The 26,405-nt window shown below is 44.3% G+C and carries 21 protein-coding genes; 5 read left to right on the top strand and 16 right to left on the bottom strand.

Translation table 11 applies throughout. The features are described from left to right. Nucleotides 1–98: 98 nt before the first annotated feature. From PSBA01_RS08235 to nfsB, 4 genes are all read right to left on the bottom strand, one after another. Complete coding sequence (locus PSBA01_RS08235) at nucleotides 99–2,522, bottom strand: xanthine dehydrogenase family protein molybdopterin-binding subunit (RefSeq protein ID WP_186473846.1); 2,424 nt, start codon at nucleotides 2,520–2,522, stop codon at nucleotides 99–101. 2 nt (nucleotides 2,523–2,524) lie between these two features. Next, a complete protein-coding gene (locus PSBA01_RS08230) occupies nucleotides 2,525–3,517 on the bottom strand; it encodes an FAD binding domain-containing protein (protein ID WP_186473844.1) in 993 nt (330 codons plus the stop codon). Further along, on the bottom strand, nucleotides 3,514–4,170 hold the full coding sequence (locus PSBA01_RS08225; protein ID WP_186473843.1) for a 2Fe-2S iron-sulfur cluster-binding protein: 657 nt from the start codon (nucleotides 4,168–4,170) through the stop codon (nucleotides 3,514–3,516). The genes PSBA01_RS08230 and PSBA01_RS08225 overlap by 4 nt, the downstream gene beginning before the upstream one ends. Before the next feature lie 625 nt (nucleotides 4,171–4,795). Then, on the bottom strand, nucleotides 4,796–5,410 hold the full coding sequence (gene nfsB / locus PSBA01_RS08220) for an oxygen-insensitive NAD(P)H nitroreductase (RefSeq protein WP_228724544.1): 615 nt from the start codon (nucleotides 5,408–5,410) through the stop codon (nucleotides 4,796–4,798). Between the two features lie 420 nt (nucleotides 5,411–5,830). Between nfsB and PSBA01_RS08215 the strand changes: the two genes are divergently transcribed. Next, complete coding sequence (locus PSBA01_RS08215) at nucleotides 5,831–6,484, top strand: DsbA family oxidoreductase (protein ID WP_186473842.1); 654 nt, start codon at nucleotides 5,831–5,833, stop codon at nucleotides 6,482–6,484. A gap of 121 nt (nucleotides 6,485–6,605) precedes the next feature. Here the strand turns inward: PSBA01_RS08215 and PSBA01_RS08210 are convergent, their stop codons facing one another. Next, a complete protein-coding gene (locus tag PSBA01_RS08210) occupies nucleotides 6,606–7,730 on the bottom strand; it encodes an S-(hydroxymethyl)glutathione dehydrogenase/class III alcohol dehydrogenase (protein WP_058024416.1) in 1,125 nt (374 codons plus the stop codon). Nucleotides 7,731–8,026: 296 nt separating this feature from the next. On the opposite strand from PSBA01_RS08210, the gene PSBA01_RS08205 reads away from it, so the two are divergent. Together PSBA01_RS08205 and PSBA01_RS13430 are read left to right on the top strand one after the other, a co-directional pair. Further along, complete coding sequence (locus PSBA01_RS08205) at nucleotides 8,027–8,893, top strand: LysR family transcriptional regulator (RefSeq protein ID WP_186473841.1); 867 nt, start codon at nucleotides 8,027–8,029, stop codon at nucleotides 8,891–8,893. Nucleotides 8,894–9,003: 110 nt separating this feature from the next. Beyond that, nucleotides 9,004–9,090: a hypothetical protein gene (locus tag PSBA01_RS13430; protein WP_323970246.1), complete on the top strand. Its 87-nt coding sequence runs from the start codon at nucleotides 9,004–9,006 to the stop codon at nucleotides 9,088–9,090. Between the two features lie 202 nt (nucleotides 9,091–9,292). Here the strand turns inward: PSBA01_RS13430 and PSBA01_RS08200 are convergent, their stop codons facing one another. The 6 genes from PSBA01_RS08200 to PSBA01_RS08175 all read right to left on the bottom strand — a co-directional run bounded on the left by PSBA01_RS08200 (nucleotide 9,293) and on the right by PSBA01_RS08175 (nucleotide 16,746). Further along, nucleotides 9,293–9,580: a DUF4031 domain-containing protein gene (locus tag PSBA01_RS08200; RefSeq protein ID WP_186473840.1), complete on the bottom strand. Its 288-nt coding sequence runs from the start codon at nucleotides 9,578–9,580 to the stop codon at nucleotides 9,293–9,295. 113 nt (nucleotides 9,581–9,693) lie between these two features. Continuing rightward, complete coding sequence (locus PSBA01_RS08195) at nucleotides 9,694–11,925, bottom strand: transglutaminaseTgpA domain-containing protein (RefSeq protein ID WP_186473839.1); 2,232 nt, start codon at nucleotides 11,923–11,925, stop codon at nucleotides 9,694–9,696. Beyond that, nucleotides 11,922–12,893: a DUF58 domain-containing protein gene (locus PSBA01_RS08190; RefSeq protein WP_227517189.1), complete on the bottom strand. Its 972-nt coding sequence runs from the start codon at nucleotides 12,891–12,893 to the stop codon at nucleotides 11,922–11,924. Before PSBA01_RS08190 ends, PSBA01_RS08195 begins: the two co-directional genes overlap by 4 nt. A 171-nt stretch (nucleotides 12,894–13,064) precedes the next feature. Then, nucleotides 13,065–14,093 carry an AAA family ATPase gene (locus tag PSBA01_RS08185; protein ID WP_186473837.1) on the bottom strand — a complete coding sequence of 343 codons (1,029 nt, stop codon included), beginning with the start codon at nucleotides 14,091–14,093 and terminating at the stop codon, nucleotides 13,065–13,067. 48 nt (nucleotides 14,094–14,141) lie between these two features. Beyond that, nucleotides 14,142–14,600, bottom strand: coding sequence for a c-type cytochrome (locus PSBA01_RS08180; protein ID WP_058024410.1), 459 nt, complete (start codon nucleotides 14,598–14,600; stop codon nucleotides 14,142–14,144). Between the two features lie 58 nt (nucleotides 14,601–14,658). After that, nucleotides 14,659–16,746, bottom strand: a complete 2,088-nt coding sequence (locus PSBA01_RS08175) for an EAL domain-containing protein (protein WP_093070590.1) — start codon at nucleotides 16,744–16,746, stop codon at nucleotides 14,659–14,661. Nucleotides 16,747–17,109: 363 nt separating this feature from the next. On the opposite strand from PSBA01_RS08175, the gene PSBA01_RS08170 reads away from it, so the two are divergent. Next, nucleotides 17,110–18,036: an IS30 family transposase gene (locus PSBA01_RS08170; RefSeq protein ID WP_025643743.1), complete on the top strand. Its 927-nt coding sequence runs from the start codon at nucleotides 17,110–17,112 to the stop codon at nucleotides 18,034–18,036. A 244-nt stretch (nucleotides 18,037–18,280) separates the two neighbouring features. Here PSBA01_RS08170 and PSBA01_RS08165 read toward each other — a convergent pair whose 3' ends face one another. Then, the gene (locus PSBA01_RS08165) at nucleotides 18,281–20,020 is read right to left on the bottom strand and encodes a hypothetical protein (RefSeq protein ID WP_186473835.1); all 1,740 of its coding nucleotides are present in this window, start codon (nucleotides 20,018–20,020) and stop codon (nucleotides 18,281–18,283) included. Nucleotides 20,021–20,311: 291 nt separating this feature from the next. Next, nucleotides 20,312–21,319, bottom strand: coding sequence for an EF-P beta-lysylation protein EpmB (gene epmB, locus PSBA01_RS08160; RefSeq protein ID WP_186473834.1), 1,008 nt, complete (start codon nucleotides 21,317–21,319; stop codon nucleotides 20,312–20,314). Between the two features lie 162 nt (nucleotides 21,320–21,481). Between epmB and efp the strand changes: the two genes are divergently transcribed. Further along, on the top strand, nucleotides 21,482–22,054 hold the full coding sequence (gene efp / locus PSBA01_RS08155; RefSeq protein WP_058025610.1) for an elongation factor P: 573 nt from the start codon (nucleotides 21,482–21,484) through the stop codon (nucleotides 22,052–22,054). A gap of 156 nt (nucleotides 22,055–22,210) precedes the next feature. Here the strand turns inward: efp and PSBA01_RS08150 are convergent, their stop codons facing one another. The 3 genes from PSBA01_RS08150 to PSBA01_RS08140 all read right to left on the bottom strand — a co-directional run bounded on the left by PSBA01_RS08150 (nucleotide 22,211) and on the right by PSBA01_RS08140 (nucleotide 25,948). Then, complete coding sequence (locus tag PSBA01_RS08150) at nucleotides 22,211–23,989, bottom strand: GAF domain-containing hybrid sensor histidine kinase/response regulator (protein ID WP_228724543.1); 1,779 nt, start codon at nucleotides 23,987–23,989, stop codon at nucleotides 22,211–22,213. Nucleotides 23,990–24,010: 21 nt separating this feature from the next. Then, nucleotides 24,011–24,892, bottom strand: a complete 882-nt coding sequence (locus PSBA01_RS08145; protein WP_186473832.1) for a ThiF family adenylyltransferase — start codon at nucleotides 24,890–24,892, stop codon at nucleotides 24,011–24,013. 69 nt (nucleotides 24,893–24,961) lie between these two features. Next, nucleotides 24,962–25,948 carry a TatD family hydrolase gene (locus PSBA01_RS08140; RefSeq protein ID WP_186473831.1) on the bottom strand — a complete coding sequence of 329 codons (987 nt, stop codon included), beginning with the start codon at nucleotides 25,946–25,948 and terminating at the stop codon, nucleotides 24,962–24,964. Nucleotides 25,949–26,405 lie beyond the last annotated feature (457 nt).

Raw genomic sequence — 26,405 nt, 5'->3', positions numbered from 1 at the left:
TTGTTAGTGAATTTTTTGCTAGTAATAAAATATACTACCGACTCAGTTACAAAAACCCGCTCAGTAAGCGGGTTCTTGTCATACATAAGCTGATAAAACTACTCTGGCATCTCATAAAGTAGCTTGTCGAGGGTAATCGGGAAGTCATAAACACGCACACCGACCGCATTATAGATAGCATTGGCAATCGCGGCAGCAGCACCTGAAATAGCCGTCTCACCGATACCTTTGATGTGCATTGGATTGGTATAAGGATCATCTTCTTCTACCAATATGACATCTAACTGCGGTACGTCCGCATTAACTGGCACATGATACTCGGCAAGGTCATGGTTACAGAGACGACCGTCACGTTTGTCATGAATCACTTGTTCCATCAACGCTGAGCCAATACCGAACACCATACCGCCATAGCATTGCGACGTTGCAGTTTTGTGGTTCAGAATACGACCAGCGGCAAATGCACCTGTCATACGTCTCACCCGAATCTCACCAGTGACTTTATGAACCGCCACTTCAGCGAAGTTCGCACCAAAAGAGGCTTGGCGATGGCTCTTACCGTTCTTACCCGGTTTTATCTGGCCTTTGGCAGTGATTTTTTGCTCGTCATAGTCAGCGACCACATCCGCAAGCGCATAATACTCTGTATTATCAAAATCATACTTTTGTGATGCTGACTGTCCTGATAGTGAAAGCCCTGTGGTTTGCGATAGCTTATCAATAGTGCTGTCAGCAAATGATTGGCCGCTCTTTTTGGCAGCTTCCATTGCCGTTAAAGCATGCTCGCCTGTTTTCTTGATTTGACCATTGTCTAACTGAATGTTGTCAGGATACAGACCAACTTTTTCTGCTAGCATTTCACGCAGCTGCTCACAAGCAAGATAGACACCACTACCCGCACTCGCAGCACCAAAACTGCCACCTGAGCCTGATGCTGGTGGCAATGCAGTGTCACCTAGTTTCATCTCAACATGGTCGATAGGCAGTCCTAACAGGTCTGCCGCTACCTGAGAAAACACCGTATAAGACCCTGTACCGATGTCTGTCATGTCTGTCTCGATAACTGCTTTGATACCAAGTGCTTTTAACTCATCTACCTGTAGGGTTGCACGTGCTTCAGATTGCTGTAGTTGGTTACCACGGGCAGCAGCCGCCATGCCTGTACCTATCCACCAGTCACCTTCTAATTGACTGGCAGGCTTGGCGTTTCGCTCACTCCAACCAAAATGCTCAGCACCTTGTTCCATACAGGCAATCAATTGGCGCGTTGAGAAAGGAATATCTTGACTCGGATCTTGTTCTGGCTCATTACGACGGCGTAGTTCAACCGGATCAATCTCCAACTGTGTGGCAAGCTCATCCATGGCACATTCAAGCGCGATCATACCTACCGCTTCGCCAGGCGCACGCATAGAACCTGACAACACTTGGTTCATGTCTACCATCTCATAATTCACACGGCGGTTTTTGCCCCTATATAGATGGTGCGTAGATAGAGCAGTTGGCTCAAAGAAAGCCTCACCTGGCAAATTACTAGAGATCGTATCGTGAATCAATGTATCGATCACGCCGTCATTGTTCGCGCCGATTGCGATACGCTGACGCGTGTTTGAGCGTCTGACCGTTGCTTCCATCACTTGTGGACGCATCATGGTAATCAACACCGGACGACCCAGATCTTTCGCAGCAATCGCCGCTGCAATAGATTCAGGAGCAATACCGAGCTTACTACCGAACCCACCACCGACATAGTGTGCGATCAGTTGTACTTGGTCTTTATTTAGGTCCAGAGCATCCATGACTTGCTGTTTGCAAGAAGCGAGCATCTGATTGGAAGTATACAGAACGAGCTTATCGCCTTCCCAATGAGCCAACGTTGCATGGGGCTCCATCGGAGAGTTGCTTTGACTTGGGGTATGATAAAAGCGATCAACGGTCACTGCCGCATCAGCTAAGCCTTGGTCTGGATCGCCTTGGACATTATTTTTATCAGAGCCTTTTTTTTCATCTACCGCATGTGCGTTAGAGAGCTCTTGGGTAAAGTTCAGTGCCGCTTGGTCAGTCTCATCCTTATAAGTCACTTTCAGCGCTTTAGCGCCTTCTCTTGCCGCCTCAAAAGTCTCAGCAACCACGACAGCAATAGGCTGACCATGATAAAAAATCTCGCTAACCCCTTGCTTGGGTGCTTTAGTTTTTGTCCCTTGTTGAGAGTTACGCAAAAAGTGCTCAGGATCGGTCACGACTTTAATAATATTAGGAATGCCTTTTAGAGAGTCACTATCGATACTCTCAACTTGACCTTTAGCAATGGTCGCGCCTACCAATACACCATAGGCTTGATTGTCCAAGTGTATTTCGGCACTGTATTTCGCTTGACCGCTAACCTTTAGGGAACCATCAACACGGTTGATTGGCTTACCAACTAGCTTGCTTGCCGTTGTGCTAAATAGCGTTTCAACAGGCTCATCCATGGTCAGTTTTTTGGTTGGTTCTGACTGGGTGATTGATTCTAATAGTGCCATGATTATGCTCCCTCGCCCGCTAATGCGCGCTGAATAACTTGTTTTAGTAGGCGACGCGTCAACGGTATTTTAAAGTCGTTCTGACCATTACCTTTGGCATCATGCAATAATAGATCAGCGGCCTGCGTGATAACGTCGCTATTGCCATCGGTATCCATTAATAGTGCCTCAACCTCTTCATTACGCCATGGCTTGGTACCGATGCCGCCGAACGCCAATCGTACTGTCTTTAGGTTGCCATTGTCGTCAGCATCGATGACTGCGGCACAAGATACCAGTGCAAAGGCATAAGAAGCGCGATCACGCACTTTGTCATAGGTATGCATGCCCTTAATAGGGGCAGGTAATACAACATGAGTAATCAGCTCGCCTGCTTCTAGCACATTTTCGATATGCGGCGTGTCTTTTGGCAAACAATAAAAATCTTTCACATCGATAGCGCGAGTCGAGCCATCTGCTTTAACTGTCTCTATCGTGGCATCCAGTAAGCGCATTGCCACTGCCATATCGGATGGGTGCTGAGCAATACATGAATCACTGGTACCTAAGACAGCTAGGGTACGGTTCTCCCCGTTGATAGCAGGACATCCTGTGCCCGGTTCACGTTTATTACAAGCGCTGTCTGTTTGATAAAAATAATAGCAACGAGTACGCTGTAAAAAGTTGCCGCCCGTTGTCGCTCTGTTACGTAGCTGACCAGTCGCTCCTGCCAAGATAGCTCGGGACAATACTGGATAGTTTGCAATCACCTCAGGATGCGCGGCCAAATCGCTATTGGTCACAAGCGTACCAATACGTAAACCACCATCGGCAGTCGTTTCTACTTGCTCTAATTCTAAACGAGTGATATCGACCAGTTTGATTGGGGTTTCGATCTCTAGTTTCATGAGATCTAATAAGTTGGTACCACCTGCGATAAAAGAAGCGTCTTTGCCGCTAGCAGAGGTTGCGGCTTGCTCTGGTGCATCAGCGCGGCTATATTCAAAACGTTTCATGAGTGGTCTCCTGCCTTGCCTGTTATTGTTTTGTTATTCGCTGAGGCTTTATGGAACTGAGTCTCGCTTGACGGCGGTGACCAAATACCTGTTACGCTTGAGTTTTGCGCAGCGTTGTCAACTGTTTTAGAAGTAGACGCTGATGCTTCATTCTCAAGCACTTGTGAGATGGCTTTGATGATATTGGGATAAGCGGAGCAACGGCAAATATTACCACTCATGCGCTCAGCGATTTCTTGTACTAGAAGGCTATCAGGATGTTGTAAGTCTGTGCTCACATGGCTTGGCCAATTTTGTTTTACTTCTTCTATTAATGCAGTCGCTGAACAAATTTGACCTGGGGTGCAGTACCCGCACTGAAAGGCATCGTTATCTTTAAAGGCTTGTTGCAGCGCCGATAGTGAATCCGGCATACCGATGCCTTCGATGGTCGTAATCTCATCACCATCATGCATGATAGCAAGTGTGAGACAAGAGTTGACTCGGCGACCATTGATGAGCATGGTACAAGCGCCGCATTGGCCGTGGTCGCAGCCTTTTTTGGGTCCAGTAATTTGTAAATGTTGACGACAGACGTCGAGCAGTGTCGTACGGGCGTCAAGATTCTCGAGCTGATAATCCTGCTTATTGATTGTTAACGTCAAGGTAGACATGCTGGCTTCTCGCTGGCAGATGAATATAATGGGTGAAAAAAGCGCCTTATAGCTACGGCGGCAATAAATCCATGGCAATAAATCCATTATGGCGTACCAAAAAACTTGTTTTGTTTTTATTTTGTAGTTGTTGCAGTGTAGTTTTTAATCCGAGGCAGTACCTGAAAGTGTGTACTACCAATCGCTGTAAGCTAACTGATAATCATTTACCTCAATTAGCCTAACCATCCGCTGCTAGCTAGTATCACTTGATTTTTATATATAAGCACTCAAATTCAGGCCATATGATTTAGCAATATATAGTGAATTCAGTATAAAAACGATACAGTGGGACTGGGATAAATTTTTCGCAACCTCTGTCTGCGTAGGCACAGCACGCAAGGAAAATTTAGACCAGTTCCACCTTGATATATAATGTATCTGTTTTATTTAGGATTGACTATATTATGTGAAGTGGGCAATCTATTTTTTAGAAAAAGGTAGTATATTAAATAGACTTCAATAAAGAAAAGCCCCACAAACGAAAGTTTATAGGACTATTATGAGGCTACTTTAGAATGATCATTTCAAATCAAACACCTAAAACTAGGCTTTAGTGATGATTGTTTTTTCGTCAAATCGAGACTTAGGCATCAGCATTAAAATCATCTTCACTACGGTAGCCAAGCGATATCACGGCAACAGCGGTATAGCCCTTACTACGTAACTCAAACTCTTCATCAAGTGCTTTTAAATCTGCGCCTTCCATCGGCACAGCATCAATACCCAAAGTAGCAGCGCCTAGTAGTAATGTACCCATATTGAGATACAACTGCTCTATCAACCAATGCGGCTCGTCCTTTTGCTCATAACGACGAATGTCCAAGAACATTTTGTGCGTTTGATGCATTTGCTCTCGGAACTTTGGTTCTGCAAAGCGACCATCGGCATCTTCTTTGTCGAGCAAGCCTTCTAAAAACTCGTCATCGGCATAGACACGACTACAGAATACAATGACATGCGAGGCATCTTTTACTTTGGCATCATTGAATTCATACATGCCCTCTGTGCCTTTAGCGATTCGAGCTTTCCCAGCTTCGTCATCAGCAATCACAAAATGCCAAGGCTGAATATTGGGGCTCGACGGACTGAGACGTAAGATATCTTTTAGACTCTGAAAGTCTTCTGCTGATATTTTTTTGTTGGTGTCAAAGTCTTTGGTGCTGTAACGCCATTTCATTGCTTCAGTGATATTTTTCATATATGACACTATAGTGAGTGTTAAGTTTTTATTGTTTATTGAATTATTATTATTAGCGTTATTTATAAATAATCATCGCTAATCTCAATGGAGCAACTTTAAATAAAAACCTGTTTTGTGACCACGGCAGATTGGTTAAGTAGTCATGGGTTTTGTTATCAGTGCGTCAGTTGTTAGACCGTTTTTGCAAAAATTTCGGCTATCCTACTGATAATAGATACAATTGAGCTACCGAATTGGCGACGCCGACTGCGCAGACTACATTGTAATCACTTAGTCATTCTCTTAGTATGAACTGACTTGATACATGGTAACTAGTTATAGTTGTCTGATAACTAGGTATATCTGCTTGATTCCAACTGATATGCCTCTATCTATACATCCCAAACAAAACATAAATAATAATACCCGCGAGGAAATATGAGCACATCAGAAAAACCACTCCGAATAGATATCGTCTCAGACGTCGTCTGCCCTTGGTGCGTCATCGGTTATCGCCAACTGGCAGCAGCACTTGAGCAAACCAATACCGCACACACCATTCATTGGCATCCGTTTGAGCTGAATCCTCACATGCCAAGCGAGGGGCAAAACTTGCGTGAGCACATTATCGAAAAGTATGGTTCGACTAAAGAAGAGTCAGATGCTAGCCGAGTCAGAATGACTGAAGCTGGACAGGAAGTCGGCTTTGAATTTAATTTCAATGACGACACTCGCATGCACAATACATTTAATCTGCATCAGCTGCTGCATTTTGCAGACCAGCAAGGATATATGCATGAGTTAAAACAAGCGTTATTTGCGGCACATTTTACCGATAATAGAAACATCTCCGATATCAATGTGCTTGCTGACATTGCAGCTGAGACTGGACTGGATCGTAGTGAGGCACTGGCAGTGTTAGAAGGTCAGTTCTTTGCAAAAGAAGTGCGAGCAGAAGAACAGCATTGGCAGCAGCAAGGCATTCAAAGTGTGCCGGCGATTATCTTCAACGAGCGCCATTTGGTCAGCGGTGCGCAAGGGGTTGAAAATTACGTCAGCATATTAGAACAATTGGCGAATATGACTGACTAAACCGTCTGTCATTGTAAAAAAATAAAATAAAAAAAAGCTGCTTCAAAATTGAAGCAGCTTTTTTTATTGTAGCGTCATCAGGTTAAAACTGTGATTTTGATATTACTGTCAGTAACGACGCTTAGAAATTGACAACCGTACGAATGCTCTCGCCTTTGTGCATTAAGTCAAACGCTTCGTTCACGTCTTCTATTGGCATCGTGTGGGTGATGAAATCCTGTAAAGGAATCTCACCTGCCAGATAGCGCTCGACATAACCTGGTAGCTCCGTACGGCCTTTCACACCACCAAATGCTGAACCTTTCCAGACGCGACCCGTCACTAACTGGAATGGACGGGTTGAGATTTCTTGTCCAGCACCAGCGACACCGATGATGACTGACTCGCCCCAACCTTTATGGCAGCACTCTAGCGCTGAACGCATGACATCGACGTTACCGATACATTCAAACGAATAATCCACACCGCCATCGGTTAGATCAACGATGACTTCCTGAATCGGTTTGTCGTAGTCTTTTGGATTGATGCAATCGGTTGCGCCTAGTTTTTTAGCTAACTCAAACTTGCTTTCATTGATATCAATCACAATGATACGGCTGGCTTTTGCCATCGCCGCACCGATGACTGCGGATAGTCCAATGCCGCCTAGACCAAAGATAGCAACGGTAGCGCCCTCTTCGACTTTAGCCGTATTCATGACCGCACCCATGCCTGTGGTGACACCGCAACCAAGCAAACAAACTTCTTCTAATGGCGCCTCTTTATTGACTTTAGCCAAAGAAATCTCTGGTAGCACAGTATATTCAGAAAACGTTGAGCAACCCATATAATGATAGATAGGCTCGCCGTCTTTGTAAAAACGCGTCGTGCCATCTGGCATCAAGCCTTTACCTTGCGTCTCGCGTACTGCTGAGCAAAGATTGGTTTTGCCTGAGCGGCACATTTTACAAACACCGCACTCTGCCGTGTATAACGGAATGACATGATCACCAACCTGAACGCTGGTTACGCCTTCGCCGACTTGCTCAACGATACCGCCACCCTCATGACCCAAAATCGCTGGGAATACGCCTTCTGGGTCTTCACCAGATAAGGTAAACGCATCTGTGTGACAGACACCGCTGGCCACGATTTTTACCAGTACTTCGCCTTTACGTGGTAGCATGACGTCTACTTCTTCGATAGACAATGGCTGCTTTGGGCCCCAAGCGATGGCGGCTTTTGATTTGATAAATTTATCTGACATAGGAAAATCTCTTTTTGATTGTTATCGATGGATTGTAACGTAGCGTAAACTTAAAACGTCATTCACGCCCAATCATTCTTTTTGTTCAATAAGGCTATCTGCTCGTTTTAATCGTCACGATTTCTACGATTAAAACGGATAAAGATAGACTGAGCTTATCTTGCCTGCCCTCTGTAGGCAAGCATTGATGACCATAAAGCAGCATCTATTTACATTGATACTAACCATTATATTTATTTCTGAGCAGATAACAATATGCTATATTTGCAAATATCTTTTACATATTGGTAATAATCATGCGCTGGGAAGGGATTAGTGAGTTTGTCTGTGTGGCAGAGTACGAGAGCTTTACACGCGCTGCAAAAGCGCTTGGTATCTCGACTGCGCAAGTCAGCCGTCAGATTAGTGCGTTAGAGGAGCGACTGAAGATCAAGCTGCTATATCGTACCACGCGTAAAGTCTCACTTACTGAAGAAGGCCGCGTTTTTTATCAGCATTGCCGCAGTGTGCTCGATGGTTTGAACGCGGCTGAGCAAGCGGTGAGCAATTTGCAATCAAAACCTCAAGGCAGAATCAAACTGACTGCGCCTGTGACTTATGGCGAGCAACAATTGCTGCCCTTAATCAATGATTTTATGGTGCAATATCGGGACATTGAGGTGACCGCTTTTTTGAGTAACCAAAAAATTGATTTAATCGAGGGTGGCTACGATTTGGCCATTCGTATTGGCAAGTTGTGCGACTCTACGATGATGGCAAAAAAGCTTAGCCTGCGCACCAATTTTGTCTGTGCGACACCAGCTTATCTCAATCAATACGGGGTACCACGCACGCTTGACGATCTCAGCCAGCACAACTGCTTACTAGGGACACGCGACTATTGGCATTTTGTCGAAGATGGTACAGAAAAGAACTTGCGCGTCTCTGGTACCATACAGTGCAACAGCGGTTATAGTCTGGTTGATGCGGCGTTAAAAGGGCTGGGTATCGTACAACTGCCCGATTACTACGTACAAAAACATCTGGCATCGGGTGCGTTGGTGAGCGTACTCGACGACTATAGAGAACCCAAAGAAAGCATTTGGGCCATCTACCCACACAACCGTCAACTATCGCCAAAAATCAGACTACTGGTCGACTATTTGGCAGAGCGCTTGGTATAACGATCGATTGGAATATATTGCCACCCCCTGCCTGATGACGCACAATGGATATTCGCCATGACTCACTAATGAATCGCTCAAGGATATCGCCATAATTAAGATCGTCTCTGATGAATTGCGAGCAAACCGTCGCCATTGATTTACCACAAAAAATCCTCATTAGCAAAGGTGCCAATAAAAAGGTATGGCTATCATAAAACAATCCTGAATATCTAAAAACACGCCATAATATCAAAGGTTGCGATACCGTTATTGATAATGTCTCAAAAGCGCTCAACGCAATCAGCACGGCGGCAGTTGCCAAATAATACCAAACGAGAAAAGTATCATCTAAGCAAAAAAAAGGTGGGTGAGCAAAATCTCTACCCACCTTTTTCTTTGTGTAACTTATAAGCTGCATCAGTCACTATCAGATAACGACATTTCAGACTGCAGCTCTACTTTTAACTTCTTTGCGCACTCAATAATTTTTTTCCTTTCGGCAGGCAGCGCCCCATTCTCAAGGGCTGTTTCGCGCATTTGCACGGTAACATCATAATGCGGGTAGCTTGCGGTGCGGTGGAATAAACGTGGATCTACCTCAATCAATGCTGCAAAATCATGCAGCTCTTGCAAACTATCCGCAAGCATATGACACCATTTATAGCCTTTGAATTTTATCTGCACAAAATCTACATATACCGCCATGAGACACTCTCTCTTACTTATCTTCTCAAAACAACCTTTACTGATATTTGCTACATATCCATGTGTCAGCATCTTTAATCTCACTCAAATTATCAACGCCATCCATTAAAACGTTACAATAATTCGCGTACATTTTTTTTCAGCTGCTTAAGTAGTTTTTGATATTCACTATGGTTAGTATCCAAGTTACTCAGGCGCCCGTAACGTAGCTGACGGTAATCTTGTCTAATTTCAACCAGCTTTGTCTGAATCGCTATCGGGTTTTCACTGTCTGTTAAACGACTTGCATGACGGTGAGTATCGTTATCTAAGCGACTATCGATAGCAGATGCTAAACGCTCAAGCCATGCCAACTGTCCTTCATTATCTTCTCGAGCCAGCAATTTATCACGTTTGCCGATACGTTTTGAGAGCTGGGCAAGCGGCAAATCTGCTGGATGCCAGCGTTTACGGCGGCGCTGCCAAATGATGAATACTAAGGTAGCCATAATAATAACAGCACTGGCCGCTAACCAGATGATTTGCTGCATGATGGAGCTGATGTTGAACCACTTTAGTAGCGAATCTGCTTGTTTGTCTTGGTCATAACCGACCACATCTTTTTGCCAGTAATAGCTGGCTTGGTCAGACAAGCGACGTAGTGTTTGCAGCATTTGATACTGCTGATAGCTGATTTGCGCGCTAGCACCACTGCCAAACATGGCTGCCCCTTGCTGCTGGGTCATCGCATTCATACCCTGCTCAACTCGCTCAGGCGCCACAAACGACGTGGGATCGACGCGTACCCAGCCTTGGCCTTCGAGCCAAACTTCAGTCCATGCATGCGCATCTTTTTGACGCACTTCCCAAACATCACCACCTTGACTCAGCTCACCACCTTGATAGCCTGCTACCACCCGCGCTGGGACACCAGCTGCGCGCATCATAAAAGTAAAACTTGAAGAGTAATGCTCACAAAATCCTGCTTTGGTCTGAAACAAAAACTCATCGATACGATCAGTATTGAGTCGTGGCGGTGACAACGTATAGCGAAACTCTGTTTGATTGATCCAGCGCTCGATAGCAGCCATGTAGCGCACGGGATCTGAGCCTGATTGTACAAATAACTGCTGAGCAAGCGCGCGTGCTTGCGGATTACCCTCTGCTGGTAGTGCCAGATTTAGGCGTCTTGATGCCTCTGTCAGCACAGGGTCAATACGCATCGGCGCAAACTGCAATACATCATAACGCAGCTGCTGCGTAACAGGCTGATCTTTTGATAATGTAAAGTTGGAAGTAATGTTGATATCTGGCTGCTGAGAAAAAGGATAATCAAGCCCGAATAACCAGTTCTGCTGAGTAGGTTCTAGGATAATTTGATAGCGAGTAGGTGCGGCTTGCACTTGCTCAGGAACGGTAGCAAAGGCATTTTGAATCCATGTAGGGGCTTGCGATCTAGTCGACCATTGGCTTACCTGATTGCTTGGTCGCCAGGTAACTCCGTCAAAATCACTAAACACGAGTCCGCGCCAATATAGTTGCTGTTGCGGTGGACGCTCATCGCCAAACTCTACGCGAAAAGCCAGCTCAGTTGACTGGCCTAAATTGGCAAAATCACCGGGTGACATACTATCAGACACACCAGTAGTGGCTTGCTGACCTGATAGTTGTACAGACCACAGTGGCGGCAGTCTTGGGAAAAATAGAAACAGCACCACCAACAATGGCAGTGCCCCAATCCCTAACACCCCTAAAGTACGCAGGCGTCCATCACCGTCATCATTGCTATCGTCGTTTAGGGCAATAAACGCCAGCAGGACAATAACAGCGCCCAGTACCACTTCTAAAGTTGTCAGCAACCCTTGATCCATCAAAAACAAGGCCGCCAGTACAAATAACGATAGATTCAACACCACGTAAGCATCGCGCCGCTTGTACAGCTCCCAAAGCTTACTAGCGAGACATAGCACCAAAAATGCCACGCCCATGTCTAGCCCAAAGGCTGTGTTATACGTTAGCCACAGACCCACTAGGCCTAATAAAAAACCCAGCATCTGCATGCTTTGATAGACACGTTTTAAATGCGAGAGTTTTTTTAGCCGACTCTTGAGACGCGGTAGTTGGGCAATAATACTAATCGCCGCAAACCCGATTAACCATATTGGCAAGTGAGCAGCATGTGGCAACACGACTGCTATTTGAGCAATTAGCACCCAGTGGTAGGCTGGTAGAGCCAGTAGTCGCCGATACCGTTTATTATCAGCTGCTATGCCACTTTTCGCTTGTATATTTTGACCGAGTGCTAACTGCTCAAATCTTGCCGTTTTTGTGGCATCGGTTGCAGAAAACTGTTTGGGTTCATTCATGGTGCTTTCGCCAGCCTTAGCAAGCACGCTTGCGCAAAAGTCTCGCCATCACCCACCGCTGCGCTAGTAGGCGTATCATTGGGTAAACGCATTTGAAAGGGCACGTCTAATTGACCCAATGTCAACGCCCCATGAGCCAATTGCGCAAGCTTCTGTTCATGATGAGCACCTGGCATATCTGCATAATCAAGCGTTTGCTCATGACCGACAGGGTCTGCAAAGTGCTTGGTAAACATGCCTTGACCCCGTGCCACATGGCCCCAAGAGACACGGGCCAGCGACTCCCCTTCGACATAATTATCCAGTCGCTCAAAGTCGTCTTGCCCTTGTCGATATTGTCCGCCAATTGGCAGATCCTCCGAGCTTGCAACTGAATACTGCACCTGCCAGTCAAATGCTTCAGGTTTGGGATACACCCAAGTCTTACGCGCAAAATAGACATAAGACCAAGCACGCATAATACCCAAAGGATAAACGGTTTTAATTATTAGTCGTGGCAGCTCAAGAGGACCGCGATTGTAGGTTTGAACAGGTAAGCGAATAGTTTGCTCACTTTGTAGACTCGTCACGAGTATGGAGCTTTGCCGATTCGTGCCACTTTTATCCTTCTTGTCAGCTACTTGCTCAAACTCAAATAATAACTGCCGCCGTGGCTGACGGCTCTCACTTTTGAGTTGCAGTGTCACCCAAGCAGGAGTACCGGCCTCTGTCATAGTCACTTCTAGCAGACGCATTTGCAGACCCGATATGTGCGCAAAAGTCACATGAAAACTAATCAACCAAACGCTGACCAGATAAAAGCACAAGCCAAGTACCAAGTTATTGCCATAATTGATACCCGCGATAAAGGTAATCACTAATAGCACAGCAAATAGCATACCCTCACGACTAAAAAAAATATAGACGTTGCGTAGATTGAGCGTCGCGCTATCATTTTTGGGTGCGCGCGAGGCAAACCAACGGCTCATTGCTGACCTGATTGACGCGGTTAAGGCTTTTGGTAAAAAGCTCATGACTACCCTATTCTTACCATGTAATTGACTCTAGTCGCTAGTCCTCAGACTAACGGACTCGATGATATAGCCATGTATTATTAAACCTGCTCGTACTTCAATATAGATAACTAAAAATATAGACAGCTAAACGATGACAGGCACGTCTGCTAAAATGCGTTGGGCGATGGTCTGCGGTGCTTGCCCACCTACCACTTGTGCAGGTGCAAAACGCTGCCCGAGACGATGATCAGCCACGGCAGCAAAGACCGCTTGGATATCTTCAGGCGTCACCTCCATATGCCCCGACACATAAGCATAAGCCTGTGCAGCACGCTGTAGCGATAGCACGCCACGTGGTGATAACCCATGATACTCTTGGCTTGCTCGAGTCTTTGCAACAAGTCTTTGTAGGTAATCCAATACCACGTCCGCCACATAAACTTGTTTTACGCCTTGTTGTGCCAATAGCACAGCCTCAGTATCAAGCACCGTATCTAGATCCTTTAATAGCTCACGGCGATCTTGACCTTTTAGTAGTTCACGCTCTGCCATAGGTGATGGATAGCCCAATGACAGACACAGCAAGAACCTATCTAACTGTGATTCAGGTAACGGATAGACGCCAGCTTGTTGCAGTGGGTTTTGGGTTGCAATAACAAAGAACGGCTGCGGCAAGGGATAAGTTTGTCCATCTTGCGTCACTTGTCGCTCTTCCATTGCTTCAAGGAGTGCGCTTTGCGTCTTGGGGCTGGAGCGGTTGATTTCGTCAGCAAGTAGCAGTTGAGTAAAAATAGGACCGGGACGAAATTCAAAACGCAGTTTACTTTGGTCATAGATACTCATGCCTAAGATATCGGCAGGGAGCATGTCATTGGTGAACTGCACTCGGCTAAAACTCAGGCCTAACAGCTTAGCCAAACCTTGAGCCAGAGTTGTCTTACCCATACCAGGTAAATCTTGTAGCAATAAATGCCCACCTGCTAGTATGCCACTGAGTGCCAATTTAACTGCTTGCGGTTTGTCCAATACAATTTGGTTCAATTGCGCCATCAATTGTGCAATTTTCTGCTGATTGCGTTGCAAATCGGTGCCACTAGGAACGGATTGACCAAGCGTTTTGGCTATTTTTTGATAGGTAGGTGATGGTGCTCTATCGTTAGGGGCATGGGTCATAGTAAATTATCGGCTCATTTTTTGGGTCATAACGATCAACCAGTAAGGTCAGTTCGCATCATCTACGACGATCGGCGCATCAGCGCGGAGGGTTGATAAATACGCAATAACATCCGCGCGCTCTTTAGCATCTGGCATAGGGTCTGATAGCATCTTTGAATCTGGCATGGCTTTTTGTGCATCCGCGATATAGGGATCGAGTGTTTTGGCATCCCATACCCATCCTGACTCTGTGAGCCCTTCGCTATAAGTGTAATCTTTTAGCTCAGCAGCTGGTGCGCCGTATATATTCATTAATTGCGGGCCCTTTTTATTGAGACCAGCGTTGAGCTGGTGGCATTGACTGCAAGCATCTTGATAAATTAACGAGCCATTATCTGCATCCCCATTGACATATAGTGGTAGTGTCACAGGGTCGCGATGATCAGGCGGGGTATGCTCACAAGCAGTGAGCAATAAAACAGCGGCAAAAAGACTGCTTATTTGATATTTACTAATAATAGACATTTTGGCAATCTTTGGTTGGTGAGCATTAGCGATAAAGATTTTGTAGCATCGCAATATGTTAACTGGCAATCTTTAGCGTTTTGCTAGGCTTTTCTAAATAGTATCCTTGCAGATAGCGCGCCCCCACACTCCATGCGACTGACATAGTCGCTGCATCTTCAATATACGGCATTAGCACATCAACATTTACCTCATTGATGCGCATGATAAGTGATTTAACCGTGTCTAAGTTATCTGCTGAATTGATATCTTGTACATAGTTACGCGCCAAACGCACGATATCCGGCTGCACTAAATTGGCAATTTCGATAGATTTGGCAGAAGAACCAAAATTAGTAATGCCCATTTGACAGTTGACTTCGTTAAGGGCCGAAAACTGGGATTTTGCCACAGTTAAATGATCTGAGATGTCTTTTTCGTTAAATTGCAACGTTAAGACACCAGCAGCGCCGCCTACTGCCTTGATCAGTTGGCTTGCCACATTGGGCAGTTTCTTGTCAATTAATGAGGCACTGGTTAGCTGCACCAATAGTCTGGCCTCAGGATGCTCTTTACGGACATCATTGATTTTTTTGCACGCATTAATGAGTACCCAGCGATCTATCTTTTCAAGTAGCTTGTGTTTTCTGGCCACAGCCATAAACTGATCAGGAGTCAATACCGTGTTATCGGCATCGGCCAATGGCAGACGTAGATACACTTCAAAAAAGTCACTACGATCTTGATTGATATCGTATATTGGTTGAAATGACAGCTCAAATCGACTGTTTGTAATAGCATTAATCAGAGACTCAGCAAGCGCCTGATCATCACTATTGGCATGCTCACTCGGATCATATAGATGATAAGTACCACCATGGTTAGAGGTTTCGACCATGATTTGGCTAATAGCATCCATAGCACGCTCTATTATTATAGCGGGCTCTGCGGTATTTTTTTCGATTTTGACGATTGCGATACTTACCGTGGTACTCGTCGTACGCTTATCTACCTCAATGAGCATCTCACTGATACGCGAACCGATGTTCTCAGCCAGCTCTTCGAGCTCTGAGGTAGTTTTGTTTTTGACAAGTATCATAAATGCGGTATCACTAAAGCGGCTGACATGTCCATCCGATACCAGTTCATCTAGTGCATAGGCAACCTGTTTGACAGTCGTATCTACTCCTTGCAGACCGAGGCTACTTCTTATTTTTCCAATGTTATCGAGCTGTACATAGAGCAATGCTGCTGTCAGCACGCCTTGAGTTGCTTGCTGGTGCACTATCGCCATTTGCTCCTCAAAGCCGTGGCGATTATTCACACCTGTCAGGTTATCTTTACGCTCTGCTTCAGCCAAGCGTTTGGCAACCTCTGCGCTGTTGCTAGCATTTTGTTGTATGATAATCTGAGTAACGGGTTCGCCATCTAAAGTCGCAGATGCCAACTGTAATTTTGCCTCAAAAGTACTGCCATCCGTGCGCACGCTTTCAAAGTTAAACTCAACTTCGTCACGGCTACCTTTATCGAACTGACGTAGAAATTGCTTGAAGTCCTTGACACTATCGCCACCTGAAATCAAATCAATCACAGGTACCCCTATGACATCATTCATTGACCGAAAGCCAAACAGTTGAAGATAGGGATCATTGGCAAAGATATGGATACCTTCATCGATATAGGCAACTGCACTTTTCGAGTTTTTAATCAGCACATTGGCACGTTGCTCTGCTTCTGATAGGACATGGCGTAGTTTCTTGAGCTCACGGCGACTACGCAAGCTGTCATGCTGTAAGCAGATAGCCATAACGATAGCCATCTCTTGATCAGCCTTGAGTGCTTTGACCATGGTTCCGCTCATCACCGCAGGCAACCCCTCATCATTACACGCGGTCGATATTGCCTCACCCTTCATCAAATAAATCATCGGCAAATCAATGCTCTGCTCTTGAATGATGCCAACCACATCCGTAAAGCTCATATCATAAGCACTAACGAATACCAGCACATCCCACGACTGGCGCAGTACTTTTAGTAGCTCTTCTTTATCATCCAAAAATCCTAAATTCACGCTGTCATAATAATCACTCAGTAGATGTACAAGACGCTCAGCATAGAGCTGATCATCGTTAATCACTAATAGATTTAAGGTGGACTGAATGCGCATAGGTGGCCTTTTAATCTTATGGTTGTATCTTTATCTCTTATTTTTGACACCTTATACTGTTTCCAAAAATTAATCTGGCTTAGAAAACATTATAGAGAGTAGGCTCAGTGATTATTGTGATAGTAGCTGAGTTTTATGGCGTAATATATTCTAGCGCCCGAGGCATCTTATAAATTAGAGTAACAATATCGCTCATTATAGACAATAATTTGATTGACTGCAGGTTAACTTATGACCTTGTTTGTTTAATATTATTATCCTTAGATTAACACATGAAGTGCAATACCAAATGCAAGGTGAAAAAAAGACCTAGATGCGCTAGCATCAAAGTTTTTATCCACCGACCAAAGTGAGATTGCAACCATGAGCTATACACATCTAAGCCTAGGTGAACGATACCAGATTTATGCCCTTAAAGGGGCAAAACATAGTATTAATTTTATAGCGAGGGTGTTAAACAGAAGTCCCAGTACCATATCAAGAGAGCTTAGGCGTAATAAAAGCCTACGAGGTTACCGAGCAAAGCATGCTAATAACAAGGCTTGTGACAGACGGGCTAACAACGCCACAACTATTGTGACTGACCTCTGGGCATGGGTGACAGACAAGCTTAAAGAGAACTGGAGTCCTGAGCAAATATCTGGCGTTCATGCTGGTATCAGTCATATGAGCATTTATCGCTATATTTGGCGTGATAAGAGGCAGGGCGGTACATTGTGGCAGTGTCTCAGACGTAAAGGAAAACCATACCGGCAGCGTCTAACCGCTGAGACTCGAGGCCGTATCAATGACAGAGTCTCGATTCATGAGCGCCCTTGTATTGTTGAAGAACGCTCACGTATTGGAGATTGGGAAGCGGATACCGTTATCGGTCAGCATCACAAGCAAGCGATTGTCACGCTCGTTGAACGTAAAACGGGGCTGCTGAAGATGAAGCGTGTGGGTCATAAAACAGCACAGCAAGTATCAGAGGCAATGATAGAACTCTTAGCGCCAGTGAGGTTGCAGGTTAAGACCATTACCTCTGACAATGGTAAAGAGTTTGCTCAGCATAAGAAGGTGAAACAAAAGCTCTTTAGCCCTTTCTTCTTTGCCGATGCTTATGCGTCATGGCAGCGAGGAACCAACGAGAATACCAATGGCCTTATCAGAGAGTACTTGCCTAAGGGTTGTGACTTTAGACAAGTCTCTGATAATGAAATACAGGACATTGAGAACAAACTAAACAACAGACCAAGAAAACGATTAGGGTTTAAAACGCCTATGCAGGCGTTCTATAATATTAATTAGCGTTGCACTTGGTGTGTTAATCTAAGATCAAAAAAAACATCAGCCTTTTTTCTTATACGGTGCAACCCCTCTTTCTTTCAATATAGTAGAACCTCAATAAAATTGATACAGCATAGGAAACGCGCTCGATTAAACGCTACTTTTCTTGCTTGCTGTGACTGCGTCTTCAGAGGCTGCGAAAAATAGCGTTTAATCTTGCTATACCATTTTTATAATGGTTTCACTATAAATACATAAATAGACATTATTTTGCTATTTCGTATTGACTAAACCCTTCAGTTATCATCAATCTACGACCCAAACGTAGATGGGTTTGTTTACTGCTGATACGCATGATGACTCTATCATCAGGCTGAAAGTAAGACGAAGGTACAATCAGCGAACTCATGGTTTGCAGCTGCTCATCCTTACCCAGAATCAGCGCTGGCACAAAACAATGCTTCTGTGGGTCCCTCCCTTCCAAGCGCAATCCGCATGCCACAATCTGATGACCAAGCAATTGCCATTCAACCTCTTTGTTTTTGGTATCAAAATGCCGCCAACGTACTACCCCTATTGACCGATCAGGCTGCTCTGTCACATCAGGTTGACAGAGTAAGAACAAACTCATGATATGTAATGATGGCGGTGTGGTTGCAGCAAGCTCGCCATCTATCATATCCATATCAAGAGCTTCCTCTCCAACATGCTCTTCATTCAAGACATCTACTGTTGGCACCAATCGCAGTGTACGAAATAATGACAGACTGTCATGGCTGTCAAACACCTCTATGTCTAATACGCTATTACTGTTTTGCTCTGTATTAAACGTGTCATAACGAGGGCGCTCATCTATGGATAACTCATCTATTGCTATCAAGCTAGCAAAGCTGCTTGAGTCAGCAACATGGTGATGGATACTGTTAAAACCAGCGATTAAACTCGCACGGTGTTTGAGACTATATTTAGTAGGCAGCGTGAGCTGTGGTTGTAGATAACGATAACTGACTGTCATTGATATTGTATTCAACAGACCGTGTCCTATCCCCACATTACTGCTCTCAGTGGATAGCTGCCTACGTGAATTAAAATACTGCACCATAGGAGTCAGCTCTAAAAACAAACAGTCATAGCGATCTTCATAGGGATTTATCTCAGAGTTGGGCGTTAGATACGTTGGTGGTTTATCACTCTGTAAATCTACGAACACGCGTGTTTCCGTCTTTGGTTCTATTGTCGCAACAATATAATGAGACCATTCAGGCAATAAACGTTGTACCAATAGAACATTAGGACGACGCATGGCACATACATTCAATAAACTATGCAAACATATTTGGCAATAAAGCTGATGAATACTATTTGTGTAGGGTGTCACTGTTTCTCGATTCAACTCGAGATGAGACACACGCTGTTGATAAGCGAGGTGGTACAACTGATTAATTCTGAACCAGAGATAATCTGATGGCTTGCGATAGCAAAGTGCCTCTTCACACAATAGCTTGTGGTACCTCAGCAGCGACTGATAAATGGCAACCGTAAGCGTATTGGCGCGCTTTTTATTGGTATTAAAATAGCGCGGAAAACCTTTCTTTAAAATATTTTTTGGCGGACTGTTTGATATTAATTCTTGACGACGTACAACCTTGTCATAAGCCAAAATAATTAAATAATGCAAGGATTTTACTTGAGCCACATAACCCAACTGCACCTCACTCAGCGCGCCTGTTTCATAAATATACTGCTGTCGTAACGTGGCAATCAACCGATCTGAAGCATCGCTCACAGCCGTCATCAGTTTAAGGCATTGAAGCTCATCTATATTGGCCTCGCATAATACGGAGAGAACTTTTTCTAAGTGCTCAGCTTGCTGCTCTTGGGTTTGTGAAGATAGCGTTGTCAATAGTTTGAGCAAATGATGCTCTTGGCCGCTCACTGATTGGTTTGGCGTTGGTAGTGGCTCTTTGGAAGAAAGGGCTTCTTGAAACTTAGATAAAGTTATCATCAGTATTCCTACTCACTGTTGGTCACTCTGAGTAAGTTGACAAGAGGCAAGTATGCAACCACACAAAGTAGAGCAATATCAGGTAAAAAGCATGCAAACTGTGTATTGTTTTAAAGAGACTATGGGTATGAACGATAGAAGTTTTATTGTTAGACAATATATTTTAGGCGTTCTATCAATATAATGTCTGATACCGTGACCCCCTTCTTATAAAAAATCAGTCACTGACCAATTTTTATCAACAATCGTCTCTTTTTAACAGGTTTTTTCTGCACCCCTATATTGCCTGCATTAAATATGTTTGTAAATATCAATCGGCACCTTAAATGGCCTATTCGGCAGTTCTCTGACCAACTTAGGTACCAAATATCCCGGTAATGCTGCCAATATCGACCAGTAGAGCTCAATTGACGACCGCTCGTCGCTATCAAAGTGTGCTGCACCAGCCACCTTATCCAATACGTGCAAATAATACGGTAGTACGCCACAAGCAAACAAACGCTGGCTTAATTCTGTCTGAGCATCGATATTATCGTTAACACCTTTTAATAGTACTGCTTGATTTAGCATCGTCACGCCAGCTGCGCGAGCACGTTGAAGGTACTCTGCTGTCAGATCATCAATCTCGTTGGCATGATTACAATGAATGACCATCACGATACGGCAACGACTTTGAGACAGTCTGTCTAATAGTGCGTCATCCAATCGGGCTGGAATAACCAGCGGTAGACGAGTATGCAGTCGAATTGTCGTCAGCTGCGGAATAGATTCCAAAGTATCTAACCATGCAAACAGACGTCTATTGGTCACATTTAAAGGATCACCCCCGCTCAAAATCACTTCATTGATTTCAGGATGCGCGCTGATATAGTTGATGATATTTTCTTTTGCATCAGCAGTTGGCATATTGGCGCTATAGTCGAAATGCTGACGGAAACAGTAGCGACAATGAATCGCGCACGCCCCTGTAATCGTCAGTAATACTCTTGATTGGTACTTGTGCAGCATTCCTTTGACAGGGTTTTGGCTGTGTTCACTTAACGGGTCCGCCACATAGCCAGTGACCGCAATCTGCTCACGCTTATCTGGTAGGACTTGTTTTAGTAAAGGATCATCACGGTCGCCCACAGTCATTTTTGCCACAAAGCCGCGCGGCACACGCAGCACAAAATGCTTCGGCACATAGACATCTGCGCGCAATGATTCAAGTTTTAGGAGACTGAGCAGCTCGTCAACAGAGGTAATGGCTTCCGATAATTGCGTTTGCCAGTTTTTTTGTGTGATTAAATGGTTTATCATGACAGCCTACTACCTGTGCCCAAAATCGGATATTATACGCCCTTAGTGTCTACCCTATCAAAGTATATCGCTAATACGTAAGCACTTGGCTTGGCAGCAACTTTTGGTACAGTCAGCCTCATATCTATCTACTACCATATCTACAACCCCTAGGAGTCTCTTGTGGCAAGTTTTTCTACTAATGAATTTAAAGCTGGTCTAAAAGTCATGCTGGATGGCAACCCTTGTGCCATTCTTGAAAACGAATTTGTCAAACCCGGTAAAGGTCAAGCCTTTAACCGCGTTAAGCTGCGTAATCTTCGTAGTGGTAAAGTACTGGAGCAAACATTCAAATCAGGCGACAGCTTAGAAGCGGCTGATGTGATGGATACGGAAATGAACTATCTATACAATGATGGTGAGTTTTGGCACTTTATGCACCCTGAAAGCTTTGAGCAAATTCAAGCTGACAAAAACGCGATGGGCGACGCGATACAGTGGTTAAAAGAGAACAGCAATGCTCTATGCACCATTACTTTGTTCAATGGCACACCTTTATCAGTAACGCCGCCTAACTTTGTTGAATTACAAATCACAGAAACCGATCCTGGTGTACGCGGTGACACCTCAGGTGGCGGTGGCAAGCCGGCTAAGCTAGAAACTGGTGCCGTGGTACGTGTACCGCTATTTGTACAGCAAGGTGAAATCGTCCGTGTTGATACGCGTACGGGTGACTATCAAACTCGCGTAAACTAATAGCGCGATAAGCGTGATTGGTCGCTGAGATTGTTGTGTTGATCACTAATAAAAAAGCTTAACCGCTATATAAACGGTTAAGCTTTTTTTGTCTTTGTCGCTATGCACACAGTGATTATAAGGTGACTGAATGTGACTGCCATTGCAATCTACCGCTTACTCCTCTTCTGATAGCTGCTTTTGTATCAACCAATATTGTACTAAAGCATTTAGCTGCTCCTTTTTAAAAGGTTTGGTGCAATAATCTTGCATACCCACTTTTAAGTACTTTTCGCGCTCTCCATCCATGGCATTGGCAGTCAAAGCGATAATAGGTGGTAGGTCTTGAGGGTCATAAAGCTCATGCAGCTTAATAGTGGCCTGTACACCATCCAAAATCGGCATGTGATGATCCATCAAGATGACATCATAACGTTTGGGAAACAAAGCAAAAGCTTCAATCGCTTGTTGACCGTCAGTCACATGAGTGACGGTATGACCGCTATTGGTCAGTGCCTTTCTGGCAATAATGGCATTAACGGTATCATCTTCTACCAATAAGATATGACCTGCACGCTCGTGGCTAGGCTCTGCCATTGTGAGATCATGAGAGTCTTGCCATGCTTCGTATTTCTCTTCATCAATAGTCGGTAGTGGCAATAACACTCGAAAAGTAGTCCCGACACCTACCGTACTATTGACGCGGATATGACCACCCATCAGTTCGACTAAAGACTTGCAGACAGACAGTCCAAGACCTGTACCACCATAGAGACGATGCGTGAATTTATTGGCTTGATCATAAGCATCAAATATTGCCTCTAATGACTCAGCTTTTATACCGACACCTGTATCTGTGACCTCAATACATAAGGTTATATTCTTATCCGCCTTACGTTCTAGCGTCTCCTGCCTCATGCTATTTTTATCAATATTTTCACGATAGCAATTATTCATATGCTTGACATCAATACTCACTCTCCCGCCTTCACGAGTAAACTTAATCGCGTTATTGACAAGATTTGCGATGATTTGTTTGAGACGTACTGGATCCCCTTTTACATAAGGTGATAACGACTCGGTATAATGGTAATCTAGCGTCAAACCTCGTTGACGTGCCTTAATAGAAAATAGGCTGACCACTTCATTACATAATGTAGATAAATTGAGTGGGATAGAATCAATATACATTTTTCCAGACTCAACTTTCGATAAGTCCAAAATCCCATTAATAATCACCATCAAATGCTCATTAGAGACTTTGATATTATCTACATACTCTCGCTGTTCAGCGCTAAGCTCAGTGTCACCTAGCATCTCTACCATACCAATAATACCGTTCATTGGTGTTCGTATTTCGTGACTCATATTGGCCAAAAAGTTAGATTTCATCTCATTGGCGTGTTTGGCATCACGTTCTTTATCCTGTAGCTTCAACGCATCTGCTGCCATCATCGCAAACTGCGCCAATATCTCTTTTTGTTGGTCACTAAAGCTATGGTTGGGCTTGGTATCCATCAGGCATAATGAACCTAACCGGTAACTTTTATTGCCCTCATGCAAAATGATCGGTGCACCCGCATAAAACCGCAAATGAGACAAGCCAGTAACTAATGGATTCTGACGAAAGCGACTGTCCTCCAATGCATCTGGCACCACAAAGACTTCGTTAGATAAAACCGTATAATTACAAAAGGCTACTTCACGTGTTGTGGTACGTACACTCTCAGTCTCACTGTTGAATTTGCAGGCTGTTTTTAAATATTGTGTTTCCTCATCCATAAAAGTGATCGTTACCACCGGCACATCAAAAAATAGCTTTACGAGTGCAACGAGTCGATCAAATGCAGGCTCCTCATCTTCATTGAGTACCTGATATTTTTTCAACTTGTTGATACGCTCTACTTCATCTACCGCTACTGGGTAGCTGCTTTTAGGTGAGTTAGATATAGACAAGATCGACTCCATTAAATAATATCAGACGCTCGATTGGTGACTCGTCTGCTTTATCAATAATTGTAACGCTTCATTGACCATAATCATTGCGACCACCGATGTGACGACCACTGCCGACCCATAACCACCACATTGTAATCCGCCTGCTTGGCAGCTCTTATCCACATGTGGTGGCTCGGTAGAATAAACACATTTGATACCGAACTTCTCTTTTAGCGCGCTATTGATGCCTTTTTCGTGGCGCAGCTTATTACGCAATTTGGCAAGCAATGGATCTTGATAGCTATCACGCAAGTCGCTCACTCTTATTTGACTTGGATCTATCTTACCACCTGCACCACCTGCACAGACCAGCTTTAATTTATTAAAACGGCAATGTAGGGCAATCGCCAGCTTGGCATTCATATCATCGACGCAATCTAAAATCACAGTAGGCCTACCTTGATCGGCGGCTGCTTTCGCTTCGTGGCGACCCGGCAGTAGCGCTGCGACGTTTTCGACGGTCAAGAAATCATCAACGAGATTTAAGGTGACTTTAGGATTGATCTCTTTAATACGTGCCGCCATTGCCTCAATTTTGCTTTGACCAAACGTACTGTCTAACGCCGGTAGCTGCCGATTGACATTAGAGGCCACCAAAACGTCCAAATCAATTAAAGTAATAGTTCCGACTGCCGTACGTGCCAGCGCTTCTGCCGCCCAAGAACCAACACCGCCTACCCCAATGATATAGACATGCGACGCTGCAAAAGTATCGACAGCTGATGTGCCATAAAGCGTGCGCGTACCTTGAAAGCGGCGGTCATACTGCTCATTTTTTTCATCTACGCTAGCTTGTACATTATCATATTCGGTAGTGACTGGCTCTACGACTGGGTGCTCAATTTGTCTGGTTTCATTCATAGCTTTTTAAATACTCTTTTTAAATATTTTGACTGTGCTTACTTCATCTTTTAAGTGTAAGTTTAATAATTATGTTGGGTAGGCCCAGTTTACTTTTAGGGCATCGCAGCTATTTTGCCATAACTGCTTAGCAAGTTTATCCTGTGAGACACCCAATAATTCACTTAAACTCGACAATACCCAAAGCAAATTAGCAGGGATATTTCTATCGTGTGCATGTGCCATTTTTAATTCGCTATCTGGACTTTGTCCAACGGCTGAATGCTGACTATTTGAAGTTTGACACATAATCGGCGTCATGTCCGGACAGTCTGTCTCAATCACCAAGCACTCAATACCATATGTGTCCACAGAAGCCTGAATAGCACGGCGCAGTTTTTTGGCGTTCGGATTGGTCACCTGACCTGTAACACCCAGCTTAAACCCTAATTTCACAAATGCCTTGGCTTCTTGCTCACCGCCACTAAAACTATGCGCAATACCACCCAATGTGTGAGCATCGTATTCATGCGCTTTTAATATAGCGAGCGCTTCGGCATGCGCCTTACGAATATGAAGCATTACAGGCAACTGATGGGTCACAGCGATATCTAGCTGCGCCTCAAAGAACCGCTTTTGTTTATCAAAAACATCAGGCTCTTTCATTGCATCAGTAAAGGTATCCAAGCCAATTTCACCGATGGCTAATGGTCGACTATCCGCAACCATTTGTGCCAATTCTGTCAAATGAGCATCAGTATGCTGCTCGATATAAAAAGGATGTAAGCCTAGCGCAATATGGGTACAGAAATCAGACTCGTTATGTTCGCCAGTGTCTATGCCAAAACGCTTTGATAACTTATCGATCAACTGCTTAGTGTCATACATACGCTCAAAATGCTGATAAAGATAACCAACCAGCACAAGATGACGTATACCTTGATGGTAAGCTTTTTGCACCTGTTGCTCTCGATCATTATCAAATACTGGCGCATCAAAATGTGTATGGGTATCAATGAGCGGATAACAATTGCTCAAGGCTTGATTTACCCTATTTGATGACTCAGGACCAGACATAAATACACTCCAAAAACAACGTGTTTAGCAAAATACCTTATCAACCATCATATTATACACATGGTTGTAGTAACAGCCTATTCAAGCGATGCCGCGTTCACTATAAAGCGCTATGCGCCCCTACTGGGTATCCTTATCCCCGTGATGAGCATTCTTATTTTTTAAATTTGCGATATTAGTGTCAGTCACCTTATCGGATTTTCGACTACTACGCCGAGGAATAATCAATAAGGCGGTGGCCACAGCACCCAAGACCAGCCAACTTTTACCCCTTTTATGATTTGCCATGACTGTCTCTACCTATTGATACAGCACCAATTTTGTGGATATAAATATGCATACCTATTTTATCTCACTAAAGTTTAGTATACGTAAAATACGACGGTCGCTCTGTTTAGCTGTGTTACGAATACGCAAGCTCATGTACGATGTAACGTTTATTTATTACACCGTACAT

Origin of the sequence: Psychrobacter sp. KCTC 72983 (assembly GCF_014280455.1) — a bacterium.
Classification (GTDB): domain Bacteria; phylum Pseudomonadota; class Gammaproteobacteria; order Pseudomonadales; family Moraxellaceae; genus Psychrobacter; species Psychrobacter pacificensis.
The sequence above is the reverse complement of the archived record's forward strand: the minus strand, read 5'-3'. Positions and strand labels throughout refer to the sequence as shown.

Bases quoted from the DNA above. Each gene is read 5' to 3' on its own strand.
- PSBA01_RS13430 (WP_323970246.1), top strand. From the start codon at position 9,004: ATGAATTGCGAGCAAACCGTCGCCATTGATTTACCACAAAAAATCCTC.
- PSBA01_RS08185 (WP_186473837.1), bottom strand. From the start codon at position 14,093: ATGACCCATGCCCCTAACGATAGAGCACCATCACCTACCTATCAAAAA.
- PSBA01_RS08140 (WP_186473831.1), bottom strand. From the start codon at position 25,948: ATGTCTGGTCCTGAGTCATCAAATAGGGTAAATCAAGCCTTGAGCAAT.
- PSBA01_RS08175 (WP_093070590.1), bottom strand. From the start codon at position 16,746: ATGCGCATTCAGTCCACCTTAAATCTATTAGTGATTAACGATGATCAG.
- PSBA01_RS08215 (WP_186473842.1), top strand. From the start codon at position 5,831: ATGAGCACATCAGAAAAACCACTCCGAATAGATATCGTCTCAGACGTC.
- PSBA01_RS08205 (WP_186473841.1), top strand. From the start codon at position 8,027: ATGCGCTGGGAAGGGATTAGTGAGTTTGTCTGTGTGGCAGAGTACGAG.
- PSBA01_RS08145 (WP_186473832.1), bottom strand. From the start codon at position 24,892: ATGAATGAAACCAGACAAATTGAGCACCCAGTCGTAGAGCCAGTCACT.
- epmB (WP_186473834.1), bottom strand. From the start codon at position 21,319: ATGATAAACCATTTAATCACACAAAAAAACTGGCAAACGCAATTATCG.
- nfsB (WP_228724544.1), bottom strand. From the start codon at position 5,410: ATGAAAAATATCACTGAAGCAATGAAATGGCGTTACAGCACCAAAGAC.
- PSBA01_RS08230 (WP_186473844.1), bottom strand. From the start codon at position 3,517: ATGAAACGTTTTGAATATAGCCGCGCTGATGCACCAGAGCAAGCCGCA.
- PSBA01_RS08210 (WP_058024416.1), bottom strand. From the start codon at position 7,730: ATGTCAGATAAATTTATCAAATCAAAAGCCGCCATCGCTTGGGGCCCA.
- PSBA01_RS08180 (WP_058024410.1), bottom strand. From the start codon at position 14,600: ATGTCTATTATTAGTAAATATCAAATAAGCAGTCTTTTTGCCGCTGTT.
- PSBA01_RS08170 (WP_025643743.1), top strand. From the start codon at position 17,110: ATGAGCTATACACATCTAAGCCTAGGTGAACGATACCAGATTTATGCC.
- PSBA01_RS08235 (WP_186473846.1), bottom strand. From the start codon at position 2,522: ATGGCACTATTAGAATCAATCACCCAGTCAGAACCAACCAAAAAACTG.
- PSBA01_RS08225 (WP_186473843.1), bottom strand. From the start codon at position 4,170: ATGTCTACCTTGACGTTAACAATCAATAAGCAGGATTATCAGCTCGAG.
- PSBA01_RS08200 (WP_186473840.1), bottom strand. From the start codon at position 9,580: ATGGCGGTATATGTAGATTTTGTGCAGATAAAATTCAAAGGCTATAAA.
- PSBA01_RS08195 (WP_186473839.1), bottom strand. From the start codon at position 11,925: ATGAATGAACCCAAACAGTTTTCTGCAACCGATGCCACAAAAACGGCA.
- PSBA01_RS08165 (WP_186473835.1), bottom strand. From the start codon at position 20,020: ATGATAACTTTATCTAAGTTTCAAGAAGCCCTTTCTTCCAAAGAGCCA.
- PSBA01_RS08190 (WP_227517189.1), bottom strand. From the start codon at position 12,893: ATGAGCCGTTGGTTTGCCTCGCGCGCACCCAAAAATGATAGCGCGACG.